A 20,766-nucleotide genomic window follows, 5' to 3' on the forward strand; every position below is an offset into this window, starting at 1 on the left:
GACCATCTCGACTTCACACCGCATCCCAAGTCGTGGCCGTTGCAGAAGCTGGCCAACCACCACCGACTTCCCCATGTGGGGGGTGATCACGCTCAAGCAGGATGTGCTCGACTTTGCCGTCCCGTTCCCACCGGGTCCGCCAGTGCCGACTACCGCTGCCGGTTTCGTGGCGCAATTCGATGAACGGATGGCGGGCTTCACGGCCGCGTTGGCCGAGGCCACCGACGCGCAGATGATGGAGACGTGGACGATGAAGAACGGTGACGAGGTGCTGATGGCGATGCCGCGCATTGCGGTACTGCGCGGCATGGTGGTCAACCACATGATTCACCATCGGGCGCAGTTGACCATTTACTACCGTTTGGTTGGCGTGCCGGTCCCGGGGCTCTACGGCCCCAGCGCGGACGAAGCGATGTAAGTTCTCCCCGCCGTGCTGCCGCGTGCCCGGATTCGCGCGGCGGCATGTGCGGTCATCACCCACTGTCATGGAGCGCCGCGATGGGACGTAGCACCTGGTTGGTTCACGTGGGTGTCGCGCTCGCGGCGCTTGGTGCGTTCGCTGCTCGCCCGTCGGCAGTCGCCGCGGCGCAGGTCACGCCATCCGGCGTCATGTCGGACGGCACGCGCGTCGACGGCTTCGGCGATTGCCGCGTGGATTCACGTCGATGCGCCGCCCGGTGGTGAGTCATTCGGCCAGCGGGTGCTGTCGCCAATTCTGCCCGGTTGGCGCAGCGATGCGTTCGGCAATCTCGTCAAGCGCATTGGCAGCGGGTCGCCGCGTCGCGTCGTCGCGTGCGCGATGGATGTGCCGGGATTCGTGGTCAGTCAAATCACCGACGACGGATTGGTGCGGCTGCATCGCGCGGGCGTGCCCGGCCACCCGCTGTGGGATCAGTTTCACGAGGCACAGCAGGTTCGCGTGCTCACCGCGCGCGGCGCGGTCACCGGCGTGGTCGCTATCGCGAATGGTCACTTCGCGCGACAACATCGCGGCGACACCGCCATTGTCACTGTCGACCAACTCTGGGTAGACCTGGGCGTCGAGTCACGCGCACAGGCCATGGCGCTGGGGGTCGCGCTGCTCGATCCCGTGGTGGCGATTCGTCCGGTGTGGACCTATGAGGGCTATGCCTCGGGCCCGGCGGCCGGTGCGCGCGCGAGCTGTGCGGCCGTGGCGAGTGCGGCGCAATCCGCTCGTGTACCCACGGGCGAAACGATCTTCGTGTTATCCACGCAGCGCAGCTTCGGCTGGGTCGGATTGAGCGCGGTGTTGGCGCGTCTGGGCACGGTGGACGCCATCACGCTGTTGGACGAGGGCCGTGATGTGGCGCGAACCGCCGTCACGTCAATTCCGGCGTTGCGACTGGGCACGTCGCGTCAACGTCTGGCCCGTGTGCTTCCTGTCAGCTTGTCGCGCGACAGTGTGCAGGTTGTCGTGCCGCGCGTGCGTTTCGCGGGCTCGCTGGTGGAGTCCATTCATGCCGATGATGCGCGCGCGGTGATGCGCGCGGCACTGGTCGCTGCGGGAAGTGTGGATACCGTTGTGCCGTGGATCGCGCCGCGTGTTGATACCGCGACCGTGCGCACGACGCGGCGCGACGCGTACGACGCTGCCGAGAAGACGTTTCTGGAGATTGCCGACCTGGCCGGCGTGCCGGGGCATGAATGGCGGGTTCGTGATGCCATCACGGCGCTCTTCGTTGGCGTGGGCGGCGTCGCGCGCCACGACCGACACCGCGGGTAATCTGATCGTAGCGGTCGGCCCCGATCGTGATTCGGTCGCGTTCATCGCGCACATGGACGAGGTGTCCTTCGAAGTGGAAGCGATTCTCGCGGACGGTCGCGTGCGGCTGGCGCGTCGGGGCGGCGCGGTGACGACCGCGTGGGAGGGTCAACCGGCCATGCTGCACTTCGATCGCGACGCCTCCGGTCATGTGGCCGAATCGCTGCGAGGGGTGTTCGTGCCGCGTGATTCAGCGCGCAGCAAGCCCATCAACGCGCTCACGGCGTGGTTCGGCACCGATTCCACCGGGCTGGTGGCGCGGGGTGCGGGTGGGCATGGCCATTACGGCGTATAAACACGCCACACGACTGGCGGGCACGCGACTCACCGGTCGGGGCAGCGACGACCGAACCGGTTCGACCGCGTTGCTGCATGCGCTCAAGCGAATCGACCCGGCCACGCTGACGCACAAGGTGGTGTTCGTGTGGAGCACGCGAGAAGAAGGGGGCTTGCTGGGGGCCAGTGCCTTCGGCGCCGACCATGGCCGCAGCCTCACGCGGATTTACAGCATCGACACGTTCGTGTCGTCCGACACGCCGTTGGAATCGCCGATGTTCGCCTTCCTGCCACTGGGACGTGGTGCGGTGCTGCGCGGACTCGACGATGGCGCCATCACCCCGCGGGCCGAACGCGAGCGCATTCTGCGTATCGCCAACGCGCAGGGCATTCCAGTACAAGTGGGCACGACGCACGGGGGAACGGATGGCAGCGCCATCGCACCCTACGGTGCGCCCAACATCGGCCTGTCTTGGCCCGGGAGATACTCCCATGCGCCGGGCGAGGTACTCGACCTGCGCGACGTGGACGCGCTGATCAGGTTGATTGCGGCGGTGGCGGTGGCGCGGTAGGGGAGACGGGAGACGGGAGACGGGAGACACAGCGTTGGCCATGCCTCCCGTCGGTCCTGACAAATGCGATTTACCGCGTGGTGTCCGCAGGTGGTGGAGATGGCGGCATGTTCAAGCGCCGACGCATGCCCTGACCCTGACCTGGTCCCTGACCCGGTCCTTGACCTGGACCCTGACCCATCCCTGGACCCATCCCCTGCCTCATCCCCGGCTCAAAACCCTGGGCACCATTGGGTGGGCCATTGGGGCCGCGCCGATTTCCCATGCCCGGTCCGAACTGGCCACGTCCCTGTCCCGGACGCTGCCCGCGAAACTGTGGGGCGCGCATCGGGCCGATGCGCTGATTGGCGCGACCGCGCATGGCGGCGCCACGTCGATCTCGCAGGCGACCGGCCATGGCATCGAGCTTGGCGCGTTGTGCGGGGTTGAGCACGCCGCGCAGCTCCTGCCGTGACTTCAACTGGGCCAGCTGCTCATCGGTGCGCACGCGGGCCATGCGATCAAACGCGGCTCGCGCCTTCTCCAGATTGATGTCTCCCTTGGTGGCATCCATGAGATCGGCGCGGGCCCGAAGCATGTCGGCCTCGTTGCGCTGAGGCCGCGGTATCGATTGCAGCGTTTCCAGCTTCTTCACCTGCTCATCGGTGAGTTCGAGTTGTTCGCGCATCCGCAGCAGATTGGACGCCGGGCCACCCATGCCTGGTCCGGCGAGCGGGCCAGCGGGGGCCGCGCGACGGGGGCGAGGCGGTTGACTATCGCGATTGGCGTTGGTCGGTTGGGCAACGCGGTTTGGACGAGGCGGTGTCACTGGGCGGGTCTGTGCCACCGCGACGGCCGACGTCATGACGGTGGCCAGAACGGCCAGCGCTGAGGTTGAGAGCCTTCGCATAGGAATCTTTCTCGGTAAGAGCGGCGTTGGCCGTGTCAGGTGTTGACGACGGCGTTCGCTTCATGCCGTTGGACGGATGCGGCCGACCGACGTTAAGTCCGCTTTTCATCCCTTCGTCCCGGTTCGAGACGCGACGATCCAACGCTCCGACCACTTTCCGCGTCACGGGGTAGACGATGCGTGCTCCGCGGTGCACTCTCGTCCTTCCCGTTCCGCTCCACCTCCGTCCGGCCCCGCTTCTGTGACATCGGTCGTCGACGCCATCGTCACGTTCTTCTTCAAGTTCCCGCTGCGCGTGTTCGCGCGCGGCGATTTTGCGCTGGCACCCGTTGTCCCGGTGCTCGTCATTGCCCTGGCAGCGGCGGCCACGCTGCTGCTGGTCACGTTCTTTTACGCGCGCGTTCGCTCGCTGTCGGTGCGTGACCGCGTGGTGCTGGGCACGCTGCGCACGCTGGCGGTGCTGCTGGTGCTGGGTTGCCTGTTGCGTCCCGGGCTGGTGATCGCCTCGGCCGTTCCGCAGCGCAACGTCTTTGCGGTGGTGATGGACGACTCCGCGCAGCATGCGCATACGCGATGTGGGTGATACATCGCGGCTGGCGCGCGTGCAGCGCGTGTTCGACGACACGGCCGCCCTGAGCCGCACGCTCGGTGAGCGATTCGCCCTGCGGCGCTTTCGCTTTGGCGCGGACGCATCGCCCTTGGCGAGCGCGCGCGACCTAACGGGTGCCGGCACACGTTCCGATCTGGCCCGCGCGCTGGACGCCGTGCGCGAGGATCTCAATGGACTTCCGCTGGCGGGCGTGGTGTTGGTGTCCGATGGCGCGGACAATGGCGGCACACGGTACGACGATGCGTTGCTCGCGCTGCGTGCCCGTCGCATTCCCGTGTACACCGTTGGCGTGGGACGCGAACGGTTCGATCGCGATCTCGCCGTAGAGCGCGTGCAGGCCCCGCGTCACACTCTTGCCGGCGCCACCGTGCTCGTGGAGGCCGATGTGCGCGTGCGCGGCATCGGGCGCGACATGGCACTGATCTCCGTGGAAGCCGATGGCCGCGTGGTATCAACCGACACCGTGAAGTCGCCGGACACCGGTGACCTGGTGCACGTCCGCTTGCGGGTGCCGCCGCTGTCGGCCGGTGTGCACCGGCTGGCCGTTCGCGCGCGACCGCTGGCCAACGAAATCGTCACCGAAAACAACGAGTGGCAAACCAGCATCGAGGTGCGCGCCGGGCCGGATCGCGTGCTGTACGTGGAAGGCGAACCGCGCCCGGAGTTCGCGTTCCTGCGTCGCGCGGTGGCAACCGACAGCGGCGTGCAGGTGGTGGGCCTCATGCGCAGTGCCGAACGCAAGTTTCTGCGGCTGGGCGTGCGCGACAGTCTTGAACTGCTGGGCGGCTTTCCCACCAGTCGGGAGGAGCTCTTCTCGTATCGCGCGATTATCCTTGGCAGCATCGAGGCGTCGTTCTTCACGGCCGACCAGTTGCGCATGATCAGCGACTTCGTGAGTCGTCGCGGCGGCGGCCTGCTGGTGCTGGGCGGACGCGCGTCATTGTCCGAGGGCGCCTTTGCCGATACGCCGCTGGCCGATGTCCTGCCGATCACGCTCACGCGCGGAGAACCGAATCTGGACGGTCCGGCCACCGCCATGAAGATTCGGCCGACCCGAGCGGGTGAGTCACATGCGGCCCTGCAGTTGCGTGCGTCGATGGCGTCGTCACGGGCGCGCTGGGATTCGCTCCCGGCGCTGACCTCCGTGAATCGACCCGGCTCGTTGCGCGCCGGTGCCACGGTGCTGTTGGCGGGACAGATCGAAGGCGGACGGGCCGATGTGCCGGTGTTGGCGTGGCAGCACTATGGGCGCGGGATGAGTGCCGTGTTCACCGTGCAGGACTCCTGGCTGTGGAAGATGGACGCGAGCATTGCCGTCGACGACATGACGCACCAGACATTCTGGCGACAGATGGTGCGCTGGCTGGTGGATGATGCGCCGGCACCCTTCGAGATTGCCGCGTCGCCGTCGCGCGTCGCACCGGGCGAATCGGTGACGTTGCGCGCGCATTTGGGCGACACGTTCTTCGCCGACATCAATGACGCGAATGTGTCGGTGGCGGTAACCACGCCGACGGGCAACACCATCACCGTGCCGCTGGAATGGTCGCTGCGCGAGGATGGATCGTACACCGGGCGCTTCACGGCCGCAGACTCCGGGCGCTACGCGATTGCCGCAACCGCAAAGCGCGGCACCGACTCCACCCGCACGGCCACCACCACGCTGTTGGTGGACGATCGCGGTGCCGATGTGTCGCAAGCCGAGCAACACCCGGCCGTGCTGCGTCGCATCGCCAAGGAAACAGGCGGACGCTACTACACGATGGACGACGTCGCGAAACTGGCGGACGACGCCATGTTCACCGAGGCCGGCGTCACGGTGCGCGAAGCGAAGGACCTGTGGGACATGCCCGTCGTGTTCCTGCTACTCGCGCTGTTGCTGGGGGCTGAGTGGGGTTATCGACGGTGGCGGGGGCTCGCATGATGCGCCGACTGCCCCGTTGGGCCGCGTACCTCGCGATGATGCCGCTGACGTTTGGGTTTGTCGCGACGCGCGTTGAAGCGCAGCGCACGCACGTGCTCGTGGTATCCGGCTTGTCCGGCGATCCGGCGTTTCGAACATCGTTCCAGCAAGTCGCGGCAACCGTGAAGGAAGTCGCGCGCGTCAAATGGAGTGTGAACGACTCCAGTCTCATTGTCCTCACGGAGGACTCGGTGCCCACCGCCGTGTCGCGCGGCCGCTCAACGCGCGATGCCGTGGGGCAGGCGTTCACCACGCTGAGCACGCGCGTACTGCCCGGCGACGTGCTGCTGGTGGTGTTGGTCGGGCACGGTAGCGGCGAGGGACCGGGCTCGAAGGTGAATTTGCCCGGGCCCGATGCCACCGCGACCGATTACGCCACGTGGCTGAGCGGGTTCACGAAACAGACGGTGGTCGTGGTGAATACCGCGACCGGCAGCGGCGACTTTCTGCCAGTCCTCAAAGCGCCGGGACGTGTGGTGATCACCGCTACGCGCAGCGCGGTCGAGAAGAACGAGTCCGTGTTTGCCGGACTCTTTGCGAAGGCACTGGCCAGCGACGAATCGGATGCCGATAAGGATGGACGCGTCTCGGTGATGGAAGCGTTTCGATACACCAGTCGCGAGGTGGCCAAGGTGTACGAGTCCACCGGACGCATGCAGACTGAGCATGCGCAGATCAGTGACTCCACGCGGGCGACCACCGTGTCATTTGGCCGCACGATGGTGAGCACGGACCCGCGCATTGCTGCGTTGGTGTCCGAGCGGCTTGCCTTGGAATCCGACGTGGCGGCGTTGCGTGCCAAGAAGGCGACGATGGATGCCGCTACCTACAGTCGTGAACTGGAACGACTGCTGCTGGCCATGGCGGAGAAGACGCAGGCCATTCGCGCGGCCGGAGGCAAGCCATGAACCGCTCGTTGGCCATGACGCTGCTGGCCCTGTCGCTGGTGGCCTGTGCGCCGCGAGAGTCGCCGGCACAGCCGCCGGCCGCACGGTGGCGCGCGCAGATCGAGCAGGCCGAGGCGGCGGCCCGGCGCGGTGACCGCCGCGAGGCCTCGCGATTGGCCTCGGCCATCGTTGCGGAGTATGGGCGAACGGGCAGCCGGATCAGTGCCGAGCACGTGAACGCCGGGCGTGCGTACGTGCTGCTGTCGTCGGGTGACGCGAGCGCGGCGCGCGCGGCGCTGGCAGCATTCGATGCTGGCGCTGCCGACAGCACCAACCTCGATGCCACGCGACGCACCGGAAACCTGTTTCTCGAGAAGTACAACGCGCCGGATGCACGCCTGTCGTACGAATCAGTTCTGAAGCGCGCCCCCAACGACCCGGAGGCCTTGCTCGGCTTGGCACAGGTGGAAGAGTTCGAGGGCAAATCCACCGCATTGGCCACGGCGCGCAAAGCGCTGGCCGCAAATCCGCAGCTGGTGGGCGCGCTGGCGTTTGTTGCCCGTATGCAACTCGAAGCCGAGCAGTGGGACTCGGCGACGGTGAGCGCGCATCGGGCATTGGCGGCCGACAGCACATCGATTGCCGCCTGGTCGGTGCTTGGTGCCGTGGGATGGCTCAAGTGGCGACTCGGCGATGTTCCGGCGTCGCGCGGCGGCCATGACGTTGCAGCCGAGGCCATCCGACTTCTATGCGGAGTTGGCCGAGGCCGCGGTTCGCACGCGGCGGTATGCGGAGGCCGTGCGCCTGGCCGAGCAGGCCGTATCGTACGACAGCCTGTCGGTGCGCGCGTTGGGGGTATTGGGCACCAATCAATTGCGCACGGGCAAGATGGCCGCCGGTCAAACCACACTCGACCGGGCCTTCGTGCTCGATCCGTTCAATGTGTGGCACAAGAACACGCTGGATTTGCTGGACAAGCTCAAGGCATTCCGCACCATTCGTCAGGGGCGCTTTGAAGTCGTGGCACCGGCGGAGGAAGCGGATCTGCTGGCGATGTACATCGTGCCATTGCTGGAGCGCGCGTTTGATTCGCTGCAGGTACGTTACGGGTTCGCGCCGCCAACGCCGGTGCGTCTGGAGTTCTATCGATACCACGCGGATTTTTCGGTGCGCAGCGTTGGCCTGACCGGATTGGGCGCACTGGGTGTCAGTTTCGGCAGTCTGCTGGCGATGGACACGCCCAGCGCGCGTGATCGCGGCACGTTCAACTGGGGATCGACGGCGTGGCATGAACTGACACACGCCTTCACCCTTGGCGCATCGGCGCATCGCGTCCCGCGCTGGCTGTCGGAAGGCATGTCCGTGCTGGAGGAGCGTCGCGCGCAGCGTGGATGGGGCGCCGATGCCACGGTGCCGTATCTCGCGGCGCTGGGCAGCGGCGTATTGCGACCCGTCAGTCAGCTCAACGAAGGGTTTTTGCGACCGCGCTTTCCGGACGAGATCGGCTTCAGCTACTATCAGGCCTCGCTGTTCTGCGAAATGGTCGAGGCACTGAAGGGCGCCAAGGCGCTGCCCGCACTACTCACGGCCTATCGTGACGGACTGGACACGCCTACGGTGTTCGAACGCGTCCTGGGGATGTCGTCGGTCGCGGTTGACACGCTGTTCGATTCCTGGATGCGCGCCAAGTTTGCGGTGCCGCTCAAGTCCATCACGGCCGAACGGACGGTTGGCGGGGTACGGCTATCGGTGGCGCGCCGAGTGGTCGAGCGACCGTGCCCGGCATGCTCATTCCCAAGGGCGCGTTCATCGAGACGATGGCGTCGGCGCTCGAGGCGATGGAACGGAAGCAGCGCGATTCCACGCGGGCGCGGCTGGAGCGCGCGCAGGCGCTGTTTCCCGAGTATGCCGGCGACGACAGTCCGGCCTGGTTGTTGGCGCAGTTGGCGATCGAGCGCGGCGATTCCGCGACAGCACTTTCCCAGCTGTCTGTCATGACCAGTCGCAACGAAACCGCCTGGCAGCCCAATCAGCTGGAGGCCGATGTGCGCGAACGGCGCCGCGATGCTCCCGGCGCGATGGCGGCGCTGGAGCGTTTGCTGTGGATTTCCCCGTACGACAACGTGCTGCACGATCGATTGGCCACACTGGCGACCGCGCGCGGCGAACACACCAAGGCGCTTCGGGAACGGCGCGCGGTCGTGGCCAATCAGCCAACCGATGTGCTGACCGCGCGGTATGAGTTGGCACGGGCGTTGGTCGCATCGGGAGATGTGGCTGGTGCCCGACGCGAGTTGCTGGAGGTGCTCGAACAAGCACCGTCTTTCGAGAAAGCGCAGGTGCTGCTGCTGGAGTTGCGAGGCAGGTCGCAGGACCGGATTCGCGATGACCATCTTTGAACCGGGGCAACCCGTCACCATGAAATCAATGCGAACGGCCTGCCACCGTCGGTGGCGGATGGTGCGGCGCCCGCTGTTGATGGGCATCGTGCTCGCCTTGGGCATCGCCGGAACGGCCGACGCACAGCGCCGGGGCGGCCGCGGCGGCCGCAACGGCCCGACGATTCTGCCCAACGTGCCGTACGATGGCCGCTTCACGTACATCCGCGTGCGGTACGACATTCCGATGGACGGAGGGTTTCGCGGCCAGGACATCAAGTGGGCGCACGACTATCCGCGCGGCGAGCAGCATTTCGCGAAAGTGATGTCGGAGTTGTCGACCATTCGCATCCATACGGCCGGCAGCAACATCCTGACGCTGGATGATCCGCAGCTGACCAAGTACCCGGTGGCGTTCATCACGGAGCCGGGGTTCTGGCGGCCAAACGATCAGGAAGTGCTGGGGCTGCGCAACTACCTGACCAAGGGCGGCTTCGTGATCTTCGACGATTTCGCCGGTGAGCATTGGATGAATTTCGAAGAGCAGATGCGCAAGGTGCTCCCGAAGCTTCGGCCCATCGAGTTGACCCTGGCGCACCCGCTGTTCGATTCGTTCTACAAGATCAAGTCGTTGGACTACGAGCACCCGTACTATCGCGGCTTCAAGTCGGTGTTCTATGGCATCTTCGAGGACAATGATCCCAAGAAGCGCCTGATGGCCGTGGTGAACTACAACAACGACATGTCGGAGTATTGGGAGTTCTCCGATCAGGGCATGTTTCCGATGGATGCGTCCAACGAAGCGTACAAGCTGGGCGTGAACTACATCATCTACGCCCTCACGCGATAGTGTCGACTGGCGTGCCAGCGTCTTCCGTCTCCCGTCTCCCTTCTCCTGTCTTCCCCGATGACCTCTCCAAGCGCTGATCTGGACCGCCTCGACGACGCCACACTGGCCGACCGCCTGCAAGACACCGGCGATCGCATCACCCGTGAATTGCGCAAGGTCATCGTTGGACAGGAGTCCGTGGTCGAGCAGGCCCTCATCGCGCTCTTTGCCGGTGGCAACTGCCTGCTGGTGGGCGTGCCCGGGCTGGCCAAGACGTTGCTCATCTCGACGTTGGCGCGCGCGCTCGACCTCAAATTCTCGCGCATCCAGTTCACGCCCGACCTGATGCCGTCGGATGTCACCGGCACCGATGTGATCCAGGATGATCCCACCACGGGACATCGGCGGCTGGCGTTCATGCCGGGACCCGTGTTTGCCAATGTCCTGCTGGCCGACGAAATCAACCGCACGCCACCGAAGACGCAGGCGGCGCTGCTGGAGGCCATGCAGGAGCGCCGTGTCACCGTGCAGGGTCGCACGTATGACCTTGACGCACCGTTCTTCGTGTTTGCCACGCAGAATCCCATCGAACTCGAAGGCACCTATCCCCTGCCGGAAGCGCAACTCGATCGCTTCATGCTGGAAGTGATGCTGGACTATTCGCCGGAAGAGGACGAGGTGGCCATCGTGCGTGCGACCACGTCACTGCCTCCCGAGGCGGTGCAGCCCGTGGTGGGGAAAGCCGAGATCCTGGCGTTCCAGCGCGTAGTGCGTCGCCTGCCGATTGCGGACGCCGTGACGCGCTATGCCGTGCGGCTGGTGCGCACATCCCGGCCAGGCGACGGCGCGCCGGATTTCGTCACGCAGTACGTGTCGTATGGCGCGTCGGTGCGCGCGGCGCAGGCGTTGGTGCTGGGCGCCAAGGCGCGGGCGCTGCTGCAGGGTCGCGCCAGCGCGGGCTTCGAGGATGTCCGTGCGCTGGCACGCCCTGTATTGCGGCATCGGGTGCTGGTCAACTTCCAGGCGCAGTCGGAGAAAGTGACCACCGACGCGCTCGTGTCGCGCCTGCTGGACATCGTGCCGCTGCCCAAGTCCGGCATCTGATCGTGTCTGCCGCTCCTGCCGCATTCCTCGAACCGGCGCTGCTCGCCCGCATCTCCGATCTGGCGTTGCTGGCGCGCACGGTGGTGGATGGATTCATGCACGGCCATCATCGGTCATTGCGGAAAGGGTCGTCACTCGACTTCGCGGAACACCGTTCGTATCAACCGGGTGACGACCTGCGCCCCATCGACTGGCGGCTGTATGGGCGCACCGACCGGTTCTACATCAAGCAGTACGACGCCGACACGAACGCGAGTGTGTTGTTTGCGCTGGACCAATCGGGATCGATGGACTTCGGCAGTGGGTCGGTCACGAAATTCGAATACGCGCGGTTTCTCACGGCCTCGCTGGCGTGGCTGTCGCAGCAGCAGGGTGATCGGGTGGGTCTGGCGACCTTCACCGGCGACCTGATCGACATCGTGCCGCCGTCGGTGCGCCACCTGCAGTTGATGTTGCACACGCTCGCACGCGCCAGGGCCAAAGGCGGCAGCCATCTGATGGCCGCCATCGAACGCGTGGGGCTGCTGACGCAGCGCACCGGCATCGTCGTGCTGATCACCGATTGCTACGAGCGTCCTGAGGCACTCGGCCGGGCCATTGATGCGCTTCGCACGCGTGGCCATGATGTCATCGTGTTTCATATCGTCGACCCGGCGGAGCTGGAACTGCCCGGCGACTTGCCGGCCACCTTTGAAGACGCCGAGAGTGGCGCACTGCTGCCGCTCAAACCGGGAGAACTGCGCGGGAAATATCAGGCGTTGCTGACAGCCCACCATGACGCACTGACGCGACGCATCGCGGCAGCCGGCGCGGATTACGTGCGCCTGGACACCAGCGAACCGCTGGACCGTGCCCTTCACGCCTATCTCGACGCACGCCTTACGCGCAGTCGGGTGCGCTGAGGCGCCCGCCACATGGGTCTCGGATTCCTCGTTCCCGCATTTCTGGCCGGGCTGGCCGTGCTGGTCATCCCGCTGCTGGTCCACCTGCGACATCGCGACAAGGAACGGCCGTATCGCTTTCCCTCGCTGATGTTCCTGGAGCAGCTGCCGATTCGCACGGCGCGACGTCAACGCGTGACCGATTGGCCGTTGCTGCTGCTGCGCGCCTTGGCCATTGCGCTGCTGGCACTGGCCTTTGCCCGCCCGGTGTTCACGAAACGTTCGGCGGCGTCAGCGGACACGCGCACGCGCGCCGTGGTCATCGCGCTCGATCGCTCGCTCAGCATGAGTCACGCGGCCATCTGGCCGGCGGCGCTCGACTCGGCGCGCGCGGTGGTGCGCGCCCTGGGCGCTCGCGACCGGGTGGGTGTGGTGCTGTTCGACGACGCCGCCGAGATCGCGCAGCGCCTCACCGACGACAAGGCGGCCGCCGTCGCCGTGTTGTCCAGCGCGAAGACCACTGTGCGCGGTACGCGATTCGCCCCGGCCATTCGGACGGCACGCCAGATGCTGCTGGACGCCCCCTATGCGGCCGCCGAGATCGTGTTGATTTCCGATCTGCAGCGCGTGGGCACCACGGGTGTTGCAGGACTTGATCTGCCGTCGGGTGTGACCTTGCGCGCGGTCGCGGTGGTACCGCCTTCGCGCGCCAACAGCACGATACGCGCGGTGGAAGCGCGTCGGGTGGTGGAGAACAACCGGTCGATGCTGGCGGTGAAAGCGCGGGTTCTTTCGCGCGAGTTGGGCACGCCGCGCACGATCACGGCCACGCTCACGCTGAGCGGTCGCGCGGCGGGCACGCAACGCGTCACGCTCGTTGCCGATGGCGAGACGGTGGTGACCTTTGCGCCCGTCGCGGCGCCGGATGGCGCGGTGGAAGGCACCGTCACGCTGGACGCGGACGCGCTGGCCGCCGATGATCGATTTGCGTTCGTCGTGCCGCGCGACGATGTGCTGCGTGTGGCGTTGGTGCTGCCCGACGACGCCGTCAACGACGAGACTCTGTTTCTCGAACGCGCGCTGGCCATCGGACGCGCCCCCGAAGTGCGCCTTGACCGGGTGCGCGCGTCGGCGGTCACCAGTCTGGTCCTCAGGCAGCACGATGTGGTGTTCTACTGGGATGCCACGCCAACCGACGCCGCCACGGCGTTGCTTACCCCGTATGTGACGGAAGGCCGCGGCGTGATCCTGCTGGCCGGCCGTCGGACCGCATCGCGCGCGACGATGTCGGCGCTGCTGCCGGCAAAATCGAGCGGCATGGCGGACCGTCTGGTCGATCGCGGTGGCTCGTTGCGCGACTTCCGGTTTGAGCACGCGCTGTTCGCACCGTTCCGCGAAGTGGAGGATGCCTTTGCCGGTACGCGACTGCTGCGCTATGTGCGCCTCGACGCACCGCGCGATGTCGATGTCCTGGCGCGATTCGACGACGGGCTGCCGGCGGTGATGGAGCGGCGACTCGGCACGGGACATGTGCTGGCCCTGGCGGTTCCGCTTGACGCCCAGAACGGCGACTTGCCGTTGCAGCCGGCGTTCCTGCCGTTTGTGCGTCAGCTGTTGCTGCACACGTCGGGACGTGACGCGGTGCCGCTGTGGCGTACGACGGCGGAAAGCTGGTCGTTGCCCGACAGCCTGCGTGATCCGGTGGTGCGTACGCCCGATGGATCGCTGCTGCGCCCCAAGGGCGATTCGCTGGGCCGCGCGGTCCCGCTGGCCGACGCGGGACTGTATGCGGCATTCTCGGGAAGCGTGACGGGGGCGCCGGAAGCACTGGCCGCCGTCAACGTGCCGCCTGGCGAGTCCGACCTCACGCCCATTGATCCCAAGGAACTGCTGCTTGGGGTACGCGAGTCGGCCCCGTCGGCGGCCGCCGCGGCGGCGCCGCCCACACCGACCGAGCTCGAGCGTCGCCAGAATCCGTGGCGCGTGTTTTTGATCATTGTCGCTCTCGCACTTATTGGCGAGACTTTCATGGCCACTCGCGGTTGGCGCGCCATCGCCCGACGCACCCGCCCGGTTACCCCGGATCCGGCATTGCCGGACAGGAGTCCACGATGAGTCCAGATCGTCAGTTGCTCACGACACTCGGCGTGCTCCGACGCCAGTGGCGGCAGCGCGTGCTGCTGGAGTCGCTGGTGTGGATCGTCATTGCGGTCATCCTCGCGGTCCTGGCGACCATCATCGTGCTGCGGACCTTCAGCACCAACGATGCGGACAACGCCCGGGTGCTGCTGGCGGCCCGTGTCACCGGCTACGGACTCATCGTGGCGGCCATCGTTCGCGGATTGATCTTGCCCCTGTTGAAACGCGCCAGCGATGAACGATTTGCGCTGTACGTGGAGGAACACGCTCCGCAGTTGCGGCAGGCCCTGCTCACCGCGGTGCAGGAAGCGCACCGTCCGGAAGCGGAACGTGTGTCCGCATCACTGTCCGCGCGATTGATGACGCGCGCCACCGCGGCCATCCGGCCGCTGCAAGAGCGTGCGGCACTGGAACGGCCGCGCATGGCGCGCGCCGGCAAATTGCTGGGCGGACTCGGAGTCGTCGCCGCGCTGCTGTTCATACTTGGTCCGGCCGCGATTCGTGATGGGGCGCGGTTGCTGTTCGTGCCGTGGGCCACGGCCGAAGCGGCGGTTCCGCGACGGCTGGTAACCGTCGAGCCGGGAAACGCCACGGTCCCGCGAGGCGGCGCCATCGAAGTGCATGCCGCGCTGGTGGGTTTTGCCGCCGACGCGGCCGACCTGGTGTTTCGCAGCGATTCGGGGGCCGAGTGGACGCGACTGCCCATGAGCCGCGACGCGGACTCCAGCGGCTTTCGTTCACGGATATTCGACCTGACCAGTCCGACCGAGTATTACGTCGAATCAGCCGACATTCGATCACCGATGTTTCGATTGAAGGTGAGCGATTTGCCGGCGGTGTCGCACATGGCGCTCGATCTCCGCTTCCCGGCGTATAGCGGGTTGCCGACGGAGCACATCGAGGATGGTGGCGATGTCGCAGCCGTGGTCGGCACCACCGTCGTGGTGCATGCCAGCATTACCCGCGCCGTGAAGAGCGGACAACTGCATTTCGATGATGGCACGGTCGTGCCGCTCGTGGCGCAGGGCGACTCGGTGGTCAGCGGCTCGTTTGTGGTGCGCAAGAGTGGATTCTATCGCGTCGATCTCGAGACCCTCGACGGCACGATGGTTGCCGGCTCGGTGCAGTATGTCGTTGATGCCATCCCGGATCGCGCGCCATCCGTGCGTATCGAGGAGCCGGGGCGCGACACCAAGGTCTCGAACACCGATGAAGTGACGGTGGCGGTGCAGGCCAGTGACGATCTCGGAGTCACCAAGCTCGAACTGCGCTATCGCGTCAATGGCGGTGACGAGAAGCGTGTCCCGATTCAGGACAGCCCCCAGCGCCTACCGCGACACGCGCGGGGCGAGCATATGACTCTGCTGGAGGAGTTGGACCTGTCACCGGGTGATCTGTTGGCCTACCACGCGGTCGCGCGCGACGGCGCCGGGCATGAGGGCAGCAGCGACGTGTATTTCCTCGAAGTCCGCCCGTTCTCCAAGAACTACAAGCAGTCGGAACAGCAGGGTGGCGGCGGTGGCGGGGGCGGCGGACAGCAGCCCGACTCACCAGACGGATTCGTGCAGCGTCAGCGCGAGGTGGTGGCCGGCACCTTCAATTGGCTGCGTGACAGCAGCACGACGCCGGCCAAGAAGCGTCGCGAGGATGTCACCACGCTGACCATCGCCCAGGGTCGGTTGCGCGAAGACGTTGCGGCGCTGGCCAAGCGACTGGTGGATCGTGGCGTCGCGGCCACCGACACCACGTTTGCGAAGATCCAGAAGGAACTGGAGTCTGCCACCGTTGAAATGAAGGCGTCGGAAGAGCAACTCGGACGTGGACTGGGCGGAACAGCGTTGCCACCGGAGCAGCGAGCGCTGCAGCACCTGCAGCGGGCCGAAGCCATGTATCGCGACGTGCAGGTTCAGATGGGCGGCGGTGGTGGCGGCGGCGGCGGTGGCGGCGGTCAACAGGGACAGAAGCCGGAAGACCTCGCGGACCTTTTCGAACTGCAAACCGACAAGCTGCGCAATCAGTACGAGGCCGTGCAGCAACAGTCGTCGCAGGCGCAGCCGCAACGCGAAGTGGACGAGACGTTGGAACGGCTCAAGCAGTTGGCCAATCGCCAACAGCAGGAAAACGAGCGCATGCAGCGCATGGCGGAAGCGCTGCGCCAGCGCATGGGGCAGAACTCCAGCGGTGGAGCGAGCAGCGGCAGCAGTGGAAGTGCCAGCGCCGGCGGCGCAAACGGAGGAAATAGCGGCGGCAACAGCGGCGCCCAACGTGACCTTGCCAAGCAGGCCGAGGAAGAGGCGCGTCGTCTTGAGCGACTGTCCCGCGAACAGAACAATCCGGAACTCGCGGATGCGGCGCGTCAAATGCAGCAGGCAGCAGACGCGATGCGTCGCGCGGCAACGGGATCGTCAGCCCAGGGCAGCAAGGCCCTCGAGGAACTCAACCGCGCTGCACGCAACCTGGAAGGCAGCAAGACAGACGCCACCAATCAGGGCATTCAGAAACTCGCGCAGCAAGCCAAAGAGATGGAATCGCGTCAGCGCGAGATCGCCAATGATGTGGAGGCCGCGCAGGCAGCGTCCGGCGAGCAGCGCTCGCAGCAGATGCAGAAACTGATGGATCGCAAAGACGCCTTGGCGAACGACGTGGGCAAACTCGAGGCCGAAGCGGACCGCCTGTCGCGGGACGGACGTCGGGATCAGCCAAAGGCGGCGGGCAAATTGAGCGAAGCCGCCGAGGCGATACGTGACACGCGCCTCAAGGACAAGATCGATTTCTCCAAGAACGTCATGCGCGCCGGTTCCGGTGAGTATGCCAAGTCGTTCGAAGGCCAGATCTCGGAAAATCTCAAGGATGTCGCCGAGCGGATGAGTCAGGCCGCGGGTTCCATGCAAGGGGAATCGGCGTCTCGACAGCAAGAACGCGCATTGGGTCAAACGCGCGAATTGGTGCAGAATCTCGAGTCATTGCGCCAGCGTGTTGCGGACAAACAGCAGGCGGGTCAAGGGCAGCAAGGGCAGCAAGGGCAGCAAGGACAGCAGGGACAGCAGGGACAGCAGGGACAGCAGGGGCAGCAGGGGCAGCAGGGACAGCAGGGACAGCAGGGACAGCAGGGCCAGCAGGGACAACAGGGGCGGCAAGGACAGCAAGGCCAGCAAGGCCAGCAAGGCCAGCAAGGCCAGCAAGGCCAGCAAGGCCAGCAAGGCCAGCAAGGCCAGCAAGGCCAGCAAGGCCAGCAAGGCCAGCAAGGCCAGCAAGGCCAGCAAGGCCAAGGGCAGGGCCAGAATCAAGGCGGACAGCCAGGTGGTCGCGGCAACAACAGCAACACCCCTCGGCCCGGTGGCACGCCCAACAATCAGTTCGGCGGCGGCAACCCCAACGGTGCGCCCCGAGCCGGACAGCAGATGCCGGCAGGAGATATCCAACAGTTCACGCGCGAATTCCGCCTGCGGCGCGAAAACGCCGAAGGATTGCGACGTGAACTCGCGCAGCAGGGCGTGAACACGCGAGAGCTCGATCAGGCCATCGAGAACTTGCGACAGTTGGAGAATTCACGTGCGTTCAACGACCCCAAAGCTCTGACGCAGCTGCAGGGCGCGATGATCGAAGGACTCAAGACCTTCGAGTTCGGTCTCTACCGATCGCTCGGGCTAGGCAACGATGGGCGTCCCGCCCTTGGCTCCAATGCCCCCGTCCCCGCGGAATACCGCGCGATGATCGAGGAGTATTACCGGAGTCTGGCCGGCAGCACGAAGAAGAAGCCGTGACGCAGAAACGGGAAACGAGAGACGGTTCCCGTCTCCCGTCTCCCGTCTCCCGTCTCCCGTCTGCCACATCACGTCCCGCCAAACCACTCGTACCCTTTGTCGCTCCAGTAGCCACCGTTGCGCTCGGCCATGAACACCACCTTGGTCAGGTACTTGGTGTTCTTGTAGCCCAGCTTGATCGGGGAGTGCAACCGCGCCGGCGCGCCATATGCCGGCGTGAGCGCCACGCCATCCTTGGCGTACACCACCATCGTTTGCGGATGCATCGTGCTCTCGATGTCCCAGCTTTCGTGGTAGCCGTCGTCAAACGACTGGAAATCCACCACGCTCGCCCCGGGCTGCGCGCCGACCACCTTCGCAATCTCGCGCATCGACACGCCGGCAAACTGCGCCACCGCGTTCCATCCTTCCACGCAGAAATGATTCACACGCTGCTCGACCCGCGGCAGGGCCATGAGCTGGGGCAGCGTGAGCTTCACCGGGTTCCGCACCATCCCGCTGACTTCCAGGGTCCATGGTCCGCTCAGCGCCTCGTTATAACTCGGCACCACATCGGAAATGAAGTACGACGGGAATCGTCCTCCCGCCACGACTGCGCCCGGCGATCCGTGATCCATGGTCGTATGACGCAGCAGCCACTTCTCCACCGACTCGTTCTTGCGCGTCGCGTACGCCAGCGCTTTCTCCGCGCTGCGTGGTCCTGATGAGTTGCAGGCGGCCAGCCAGGCCAACGCCAATGATGACGCGCTCGCCTTGACGAACGCGCGTCGATCAACGGCGGGCGACACACCGCGCACGGCCCCATCGTCGCGACCGGATTCCAGCGCACTGACCGATTGATCGATCAGCGCAATGGCCTTGAGGCGCACTACACGCGACGTCATGATCCCGCCTCCTCGGTGGTCGTGGCGGCCACCGCGTGCACGGAGGCCGGAACCACTGCCTCGCGCACCCGCTTTGGCAGCAAGCCCTGGAACGGACGCGCATTCCGCGCAATCGGCGAGAATCGCTCGTCGTGCCCGCCGGTGATCATGCTGCGCAAACTGTAGGGGTCGACGCTGATCACCATGAACACGTGGGCCACCGACAGTGCCACCAGCGCCACCATGGCCGAGAAGTGCCAGTATCTGGCCCAGACATAGCCGCCCAGCAGGTTGGTCAGCCAGCCCAACGACACCGGCTTCCAGATGGCGATGCCGGACACGACAATCATCGCCGCCAGGATCGGCATCACGAAGTAGGTGGCCTTCTGCATGGCATTGTGCTTGCCATGCGGGGGGTGGTCTTTGCGCCGGTAGAGATAGAACCGGATCATCTCCCACGCGTCGCGCGCGTCGCCGCGACGCGGCACGAGGTCCCGCCATTCCCCATGCAGGTGGACGAAGCCGACATACACGAGCCCCGTGGCTACCAGCACCCACATCATGGCGAAATGCCAATGGCGCGCGCCGCCCAGCCATCCACCAAACGTGAGCCAATCCGGAATGCGTCGACCTTCGAACGGATAGCAACAAAAGGTCTCGCCCTTTCTCGCGAACGCCGGATAGGCGTTGAAGATGCGCAGGCCGCTTCCCACCATGATCGTAAACGCGAGCGCGTTGATCCAGTGGGTCGACCGCACAATCCAGTGGTGCCGTGGGGCGTCACTCATCTCGAGTTCCCAGGGCTCTGCAGTTCACCTTTCGTCACCAGCATCGCCACCACGTGCTCGCGCAGCGCCTGTGACTGTGCCGCATCCGGTGTCAGTGTGAGATCGCGGGCTGCGCGCACGGTTTCCAGAAAACGCCGCTCGAACTCGAAGTGCGGCGGGCAGCGATCGCAATCGGCGAGATGCGCGTCCACCGCACGCCGGTCGACTGATCCGAGTTGACCGTCGAGATAGTCCCACAGCCGCCTGACCGTCTGTTCGCAATCGAACACCGGGATGCCCGGGGGAACCGCAGGGGACGTCTCGTGCATCATGCACCTCGTGGGGCGGCGGACGGGAGCAATCCGGCGTCACGGCCGAATTGCATCAGGGATTCCTGCAGCACGCGTCGCGCGCGAAACAGCCGCGAACGGACTGTGCCAATGGGGACCTGCATGATCTCGGCGGCGTCCGCATAGTCGTAACCCTCGAGATCAACCAGCACGACGGCCATCCGCAAAGGCAGACTCAACGCGGTCAGCGCGGTCGCCACCGCGGGGGCCAGATCGAGGCGGTCGAGCAACTGGACATCGTCCGACGCGACCAGCTGATTGTGCAGCCGCACCGCGGCCAGCGTTTCGTCCGTCGGATCGCCGTCCAGGGAAACCATCTCACGCGCGTTCCGCTCACGATCGCGCAGGAACGCGTGCTTGCAGATGGTGAAGAGCCAACGACGCATATCCCCGTCGGGTTGGAACGTGTGTCGACTGCGGAACGCACGGAGATACGTCTCCTGCACGAGATCATCCGCATCCGACTCGTCACGGGCGAGCGACCTGGCGAACCGCGCGACATGGTCGAGGCACGCCAGCGCGGCCGTGTCGAACTGGGAGCCTGCTTCGGCATCGGTCACGTCACGAAACTCCGTCCATGGGCTATCGCGGTGACCGAATTCGAGGGGTTGGCCTGCGGGTCGCCCAAGCGGTGAAGCCGTTAGGGGGCCGGTGAGGGACGTATCCGTGGCGAGGGAAATCAGTTCCCGGGTTCACTCCCCCAATCCGCTG

19 protein-coding genes are annotated in these 20,766 nt (G+C 65.9%); 14 read left to right on the top strand and 5 right to left on the bottom strand.

The annotated features are described in order from the left end of the window. Positions 1-73: 73 nt before the first annotated feature. The 4 genes from IPP90_03980 to IPP90_03995 all read left to right on the top strand — a co-directional run bounded on the left by IPP90_03980 (position 74) and on the right by IPP90_03995 (position 2,631). Positions 74-418, top strand: coding sequence for a hypothetical protein (locus IPP90_03980; GenBank protein MBL0169881.1), 345 nt, complete (start codon positions 74-76; stop codon positions 416-418). A gap of 111 nt (positions 419-529) precedes the next feature. Beyond that, complete coding sequence (locus IPP90_03985; GenBank protein ID MBL0169882.1) at positions 530-1,744, top strand: hypothetical protein; 1,215 nt, start codon at positions 530-532, stop codon at positions 1,742-1,744. After that, positions 1,680-2,078, top strand: a complete 399-nt coding sequence (locus IPP90_03990; protein MBL0169883.1) for a hypothetical protein — start codon at positions 1,680-1,682, stop codon at positions 2,076-2,078. Before IPP90_03985 ends, IPP90_03990 begins: the two co-directional genes overlap by 65 nt. Beyond that, entirely contained in the window at positions 2,059-2,631 is a 573-nt protein-coding gene (locus tag IPP90_03995) for a M20/M25/M40 family metallo-hydrolase (protein ID MBL0169884.1), read from the top strand. Before IPP90_03990 ends, IPP90_03995 begins: the two co-directional genes overlap by 20 nt. Positions 2,632-2,701: 70 nt before the next feature. On the opposite strand, the gene IPP90_04000 is transcribed toward IPP90_03995, so the two are convergent. Then, entirely contained in the window at positions 2,702-3,520 is an 819-nt protein-coding gene (locus IPP90_04000; GenBank protein MBL0169885.1) for a Spy/CpxP family protein refolding chaperone, read from the bottom strand. A gap of 241 nt (positions 3,521-3,761) precedes the next feature. Between IPP90_04000 and IPP90_04005 the strand changes: the two genes are divergently transcribed. The 10 genes from IPP90_04005 (at position 3,762) to IPP90_04050 (ending at position 18,075) form a co-directional block, all read left to right on the top strand. Next, positions 3,762-4,103, top strand: a complete 342-nt coding sequence (locus IPP90_04005) for a hypothetical protein (GenBank protein ID MBL0169886.1) — start codon at positions 3,762-3,764, stop codon at positions 4,101-4,103. Further along, positions 4,081-6,054 carry a hypothetical protein gene (locus tag IPP90_04010; protein MBL0169887.1) on the top strand — a complete coding sequence of 658 codons (1,974 nt, stop codon included), beginning with the start codon at positions 4,081-4,083 and terminating at the stop codon, positions 6,052-6,054. Before IPP90_04005 ends, IPP90_04010 begins: the two co-directional genes overlap by 23 nt. Further along, entirely contained in the window at positions 6,051-7,001 is a 951-nt protein-coding gene (locus IPP90_04015; protein MBL0169888.1) for a hypothetical protein, read from the top strand. Before IPP90_04010 ends, IPP90_04015 begins: the two co-directional genes overlap by 4 nt. Continuing rightward, positions 6,998-7,996: a hypothetical protein gene (locus IPP90_04020; protein MBL0169889.1), complete on the top strand. Its 999-nt coding sequence runs from the start codon at positions 6,998-7,000 to the stop codon at positions 7,994-7,996. Before IPP90_04015 ends, IPP90_04020 begins: the two co-directional genes overlap by 4 nt. 822 nt (positions 7,997-8,818) lie before the next feature. Further along, positions 8,819-9,379 carry a tetratricopeptide repeat protein gene (locus IPP90_04025; GenBank protein ID MBL0169890.1) on the top strand — a complete coding sequence of 187 codons (561 nt, stop codon included), beginning with the start codon at positions 8,819-8,821 and terminating at the stop codon, positions 9,377-9,379. Between the two features lie 58 nt (positions 9,380-9,437). Further along, complete coding sequence (locus tag IPP90_04030) at positions 9,438-10,208, top strand: DUF4159 domain-containing protein (protein ID MBL0169891.1); 771 nt, start codon at positions 9,438-9,440, stop codon at positions 10,206-10,208. A gap of 57 nt (positions 10,209-10,265) precedes the next feature. Continuing rightward, positions 10,266-11,291 (top strand): MoxR family ATPase, encoded by a 1,026-nt coding sequence (locus IPP90_04035; protein MBL0169892.1) that lies wholly within the window; start codon positions 10,266-10,268, stop codon positions 11,289-11,291. 2 nt (positions 11,292-11,293) lie between these two features. Continuing rightward, positions 11,294-12,193: a DUF58 domain-containing protein gene (locus IPP90_04040; protein ID MBL0169893.1), complete on the top strand. Its 900-nt coding sequence runs from the start codon at positions 11,294-11,296 to the stop codon at positions 12,191-12,193. A 12-nt stretch (positions 12,194-12,205) separates the two neighbouring features. Beyond that, entirely contained in the window at positions 12,206-14,287 is a 2,082-nt protein-coding gene (locus IPP90_04045) for a BatA and WFA domain-containing protein (GenBank protein ID MBL0169894.1), read from the top strand. Beyond that, positions 14,284-18,075, top strand: coding sequence for a DUF4175 family protein (locus IPP90_04050; GenBank protein MBL0169895.1), 3,792 nt, complete (start codon positions 14,284-14,286; stop codon positions 18,073-18,075). Before IPP90_04045 ends, IPP90_04050 begins: the two co-directional genes overlap by 4 nt. A 68-nt stretch (positions 18,076-18,143) precedes the next feature. Here IPP90_04050 and IPP90_04055 read toward each other — a convergent pair whose 3' ends face one another. The 4 genes from IPP90_04055 to IPP90_04070 are packed head-to-tail and all read right to left on the bottom strand — an operon-like array spanning position 18,144 to position 20,615. Then, on the bottom strand, positions 18,144-18,959 hold the full coding sequence (locus tag IPP90_04055) for a molybdopterin-dependent oxidoreductase (GenBank protein ID MBL0169896.1): 816 nt from the start codon (positions 18,957-18,959) through the stop codon (positions 18,144-18,146). Then, a complete protein-coding gene (locus IPP90_04060; protein ID MBL0169897.1) occupies positions 18,956-19,726 on the bottom strand; it encodes a cytochrome b/b6 domain-containing protein in 771 nt (256 codons plus the stop codon). Before IPP90_04060 ends, IPP90_04055 begins: the two co-directional genes overlap by 4 nt. Beyond that, positions 19,723-20,034, bottom strand: a complete 312-nt coding sequence (locus IPP90_04065) for a zf-HC2 domain-containing protein (GenBank protein MBL0169898.1) — start codon at positions 20,032-20,034, stop codon at positions 19,723-19,725. The genes IPP90_04060 and IPP90_04065 overlap by 4 nt, the downstream gene beginning before the upstream one ends. After that, positions 20,034-20,615, bottom strand: coding sequence for a sigma-70 family RNA polymerase sigma factor (locus tag IPP90_04070; protein MBL0169899.1), 582 nt, complete (start codon positions 20,613-20,615; stop codon positions 20,034-20,036). Before IPP90_04070 ends, IPP90_04065 begins: the two co-directional genes overlap by 1 nt. Positions 20,616-20,766 lie beyond the last annotated feature (151 nt).

Source organism: Gemmatimonadaceae bacterium (assembly GCA_016720905.1).
Lineage (GTDB): Bacteria > Gemmatimonadota > Gemmatimonadetes > Gemmatimonadales > Gemmatimonadaceae > Gemmatimonas.

Coding starts and splice junctions, on each gene's coding strand:
- IPP90_03980 (MBL0169881.1), top strand. CDS start 74: ATGTGGGGGGTGATCACGCTCAAGCAGGATGTGCTCGACTTTGCCGTC.
- IPP90_03990 (MBL0169883.1), top strand. CDS start 1,680: ATGCCATCACGGCGCTCTTCGTTGGCGTGGGCGGCGTCGCGCGCCACG.
- IPP90_03995 (MBL0169884.1), top strand. CDS start 2,059: ATGGCCATTACGGCGTATAAACACGCCACACGACTGGCGGGCACGCGA.
- IPP90_04000 (MBL0169885.1), bottom strand. CDS start 3,520: ATGCGAAGGCTCTCAACCTCAGCGCTGGCCGTTCTGGCCACCGTCATG.
- IPP90_04010 (MBL0169887.1), top strand. CDS start 4,081: ATGCGCATACGCGATGTGGGTGATACATCGCGGCTGGCGCGCGTGCAG.
- IPP90_04015 (MBL0169888.1), top strand. CDS start 6,051: ATGATGCGCCGACTGCCCCGTTGGGCCGCGTACCTCGCGATGATGCCG.
- IPP90_04020 (MBL0169889.1), top strand. CDS start 6,998: ATGAACCGCTCGTTGGCCATGACGCTGCTGGCCCTGTCGCTGGTGGCC.
- IPP90_04025 (MBL0169890.1), top strand. CDS start 8,819: ATGGAACGGAAGCAGCGCGATTCCACGCGGGCGCGGCTGGAGCGCGCG.
- IPP90_04030 (MBL0169891.1), top strand. CDS start 9,438: ATGGTGCGGCGCCCGCTGTTGATGGGCATCGTGCTCGCCTTGGGCATC.
- IPP90_04035 (MBL0169892.1), top strand. CDS start 10,266: ATGACCTCTCCAAGCGCTGATCTGGACCGCCTCGACGACGCCACACTG.
- IPP90_04045 (MBL0169894.1), top strand. CDS start 12,206: ATGGGTCTCGGATTCCTCGTTCCCGCATTTCTGGCCGGGCTGGCCGTG.
- IPP90_04050 (MBL0169895.1), top strand. CDS start 14,284: ATGAGTCCAGATCGTCAGTTGCTCACGACACTCGGCGTGCTCCGACGC.
- IPP90_04055 (MBL0169896.1), bottom strand. CDS start 18,959: ATGACGTCGCGTGTAGTGCGCCTCAAGGCCATTGCGCTGATCGATCAA.
- IPP90_04060 (MBL0169897.1), bottom strand. CDS start 19,726: ATGAGTGACGCCCCACGGCACCACTGGATTGTGCGGTCGACCCACTGG.
- IPP90_04065 (MBL0169898.1), bottom strand. CDS start 20,034: ATGCACGAGACGTCCCCTGCGGTTCCCCCGGGCATCCCGGTGTTCGAT.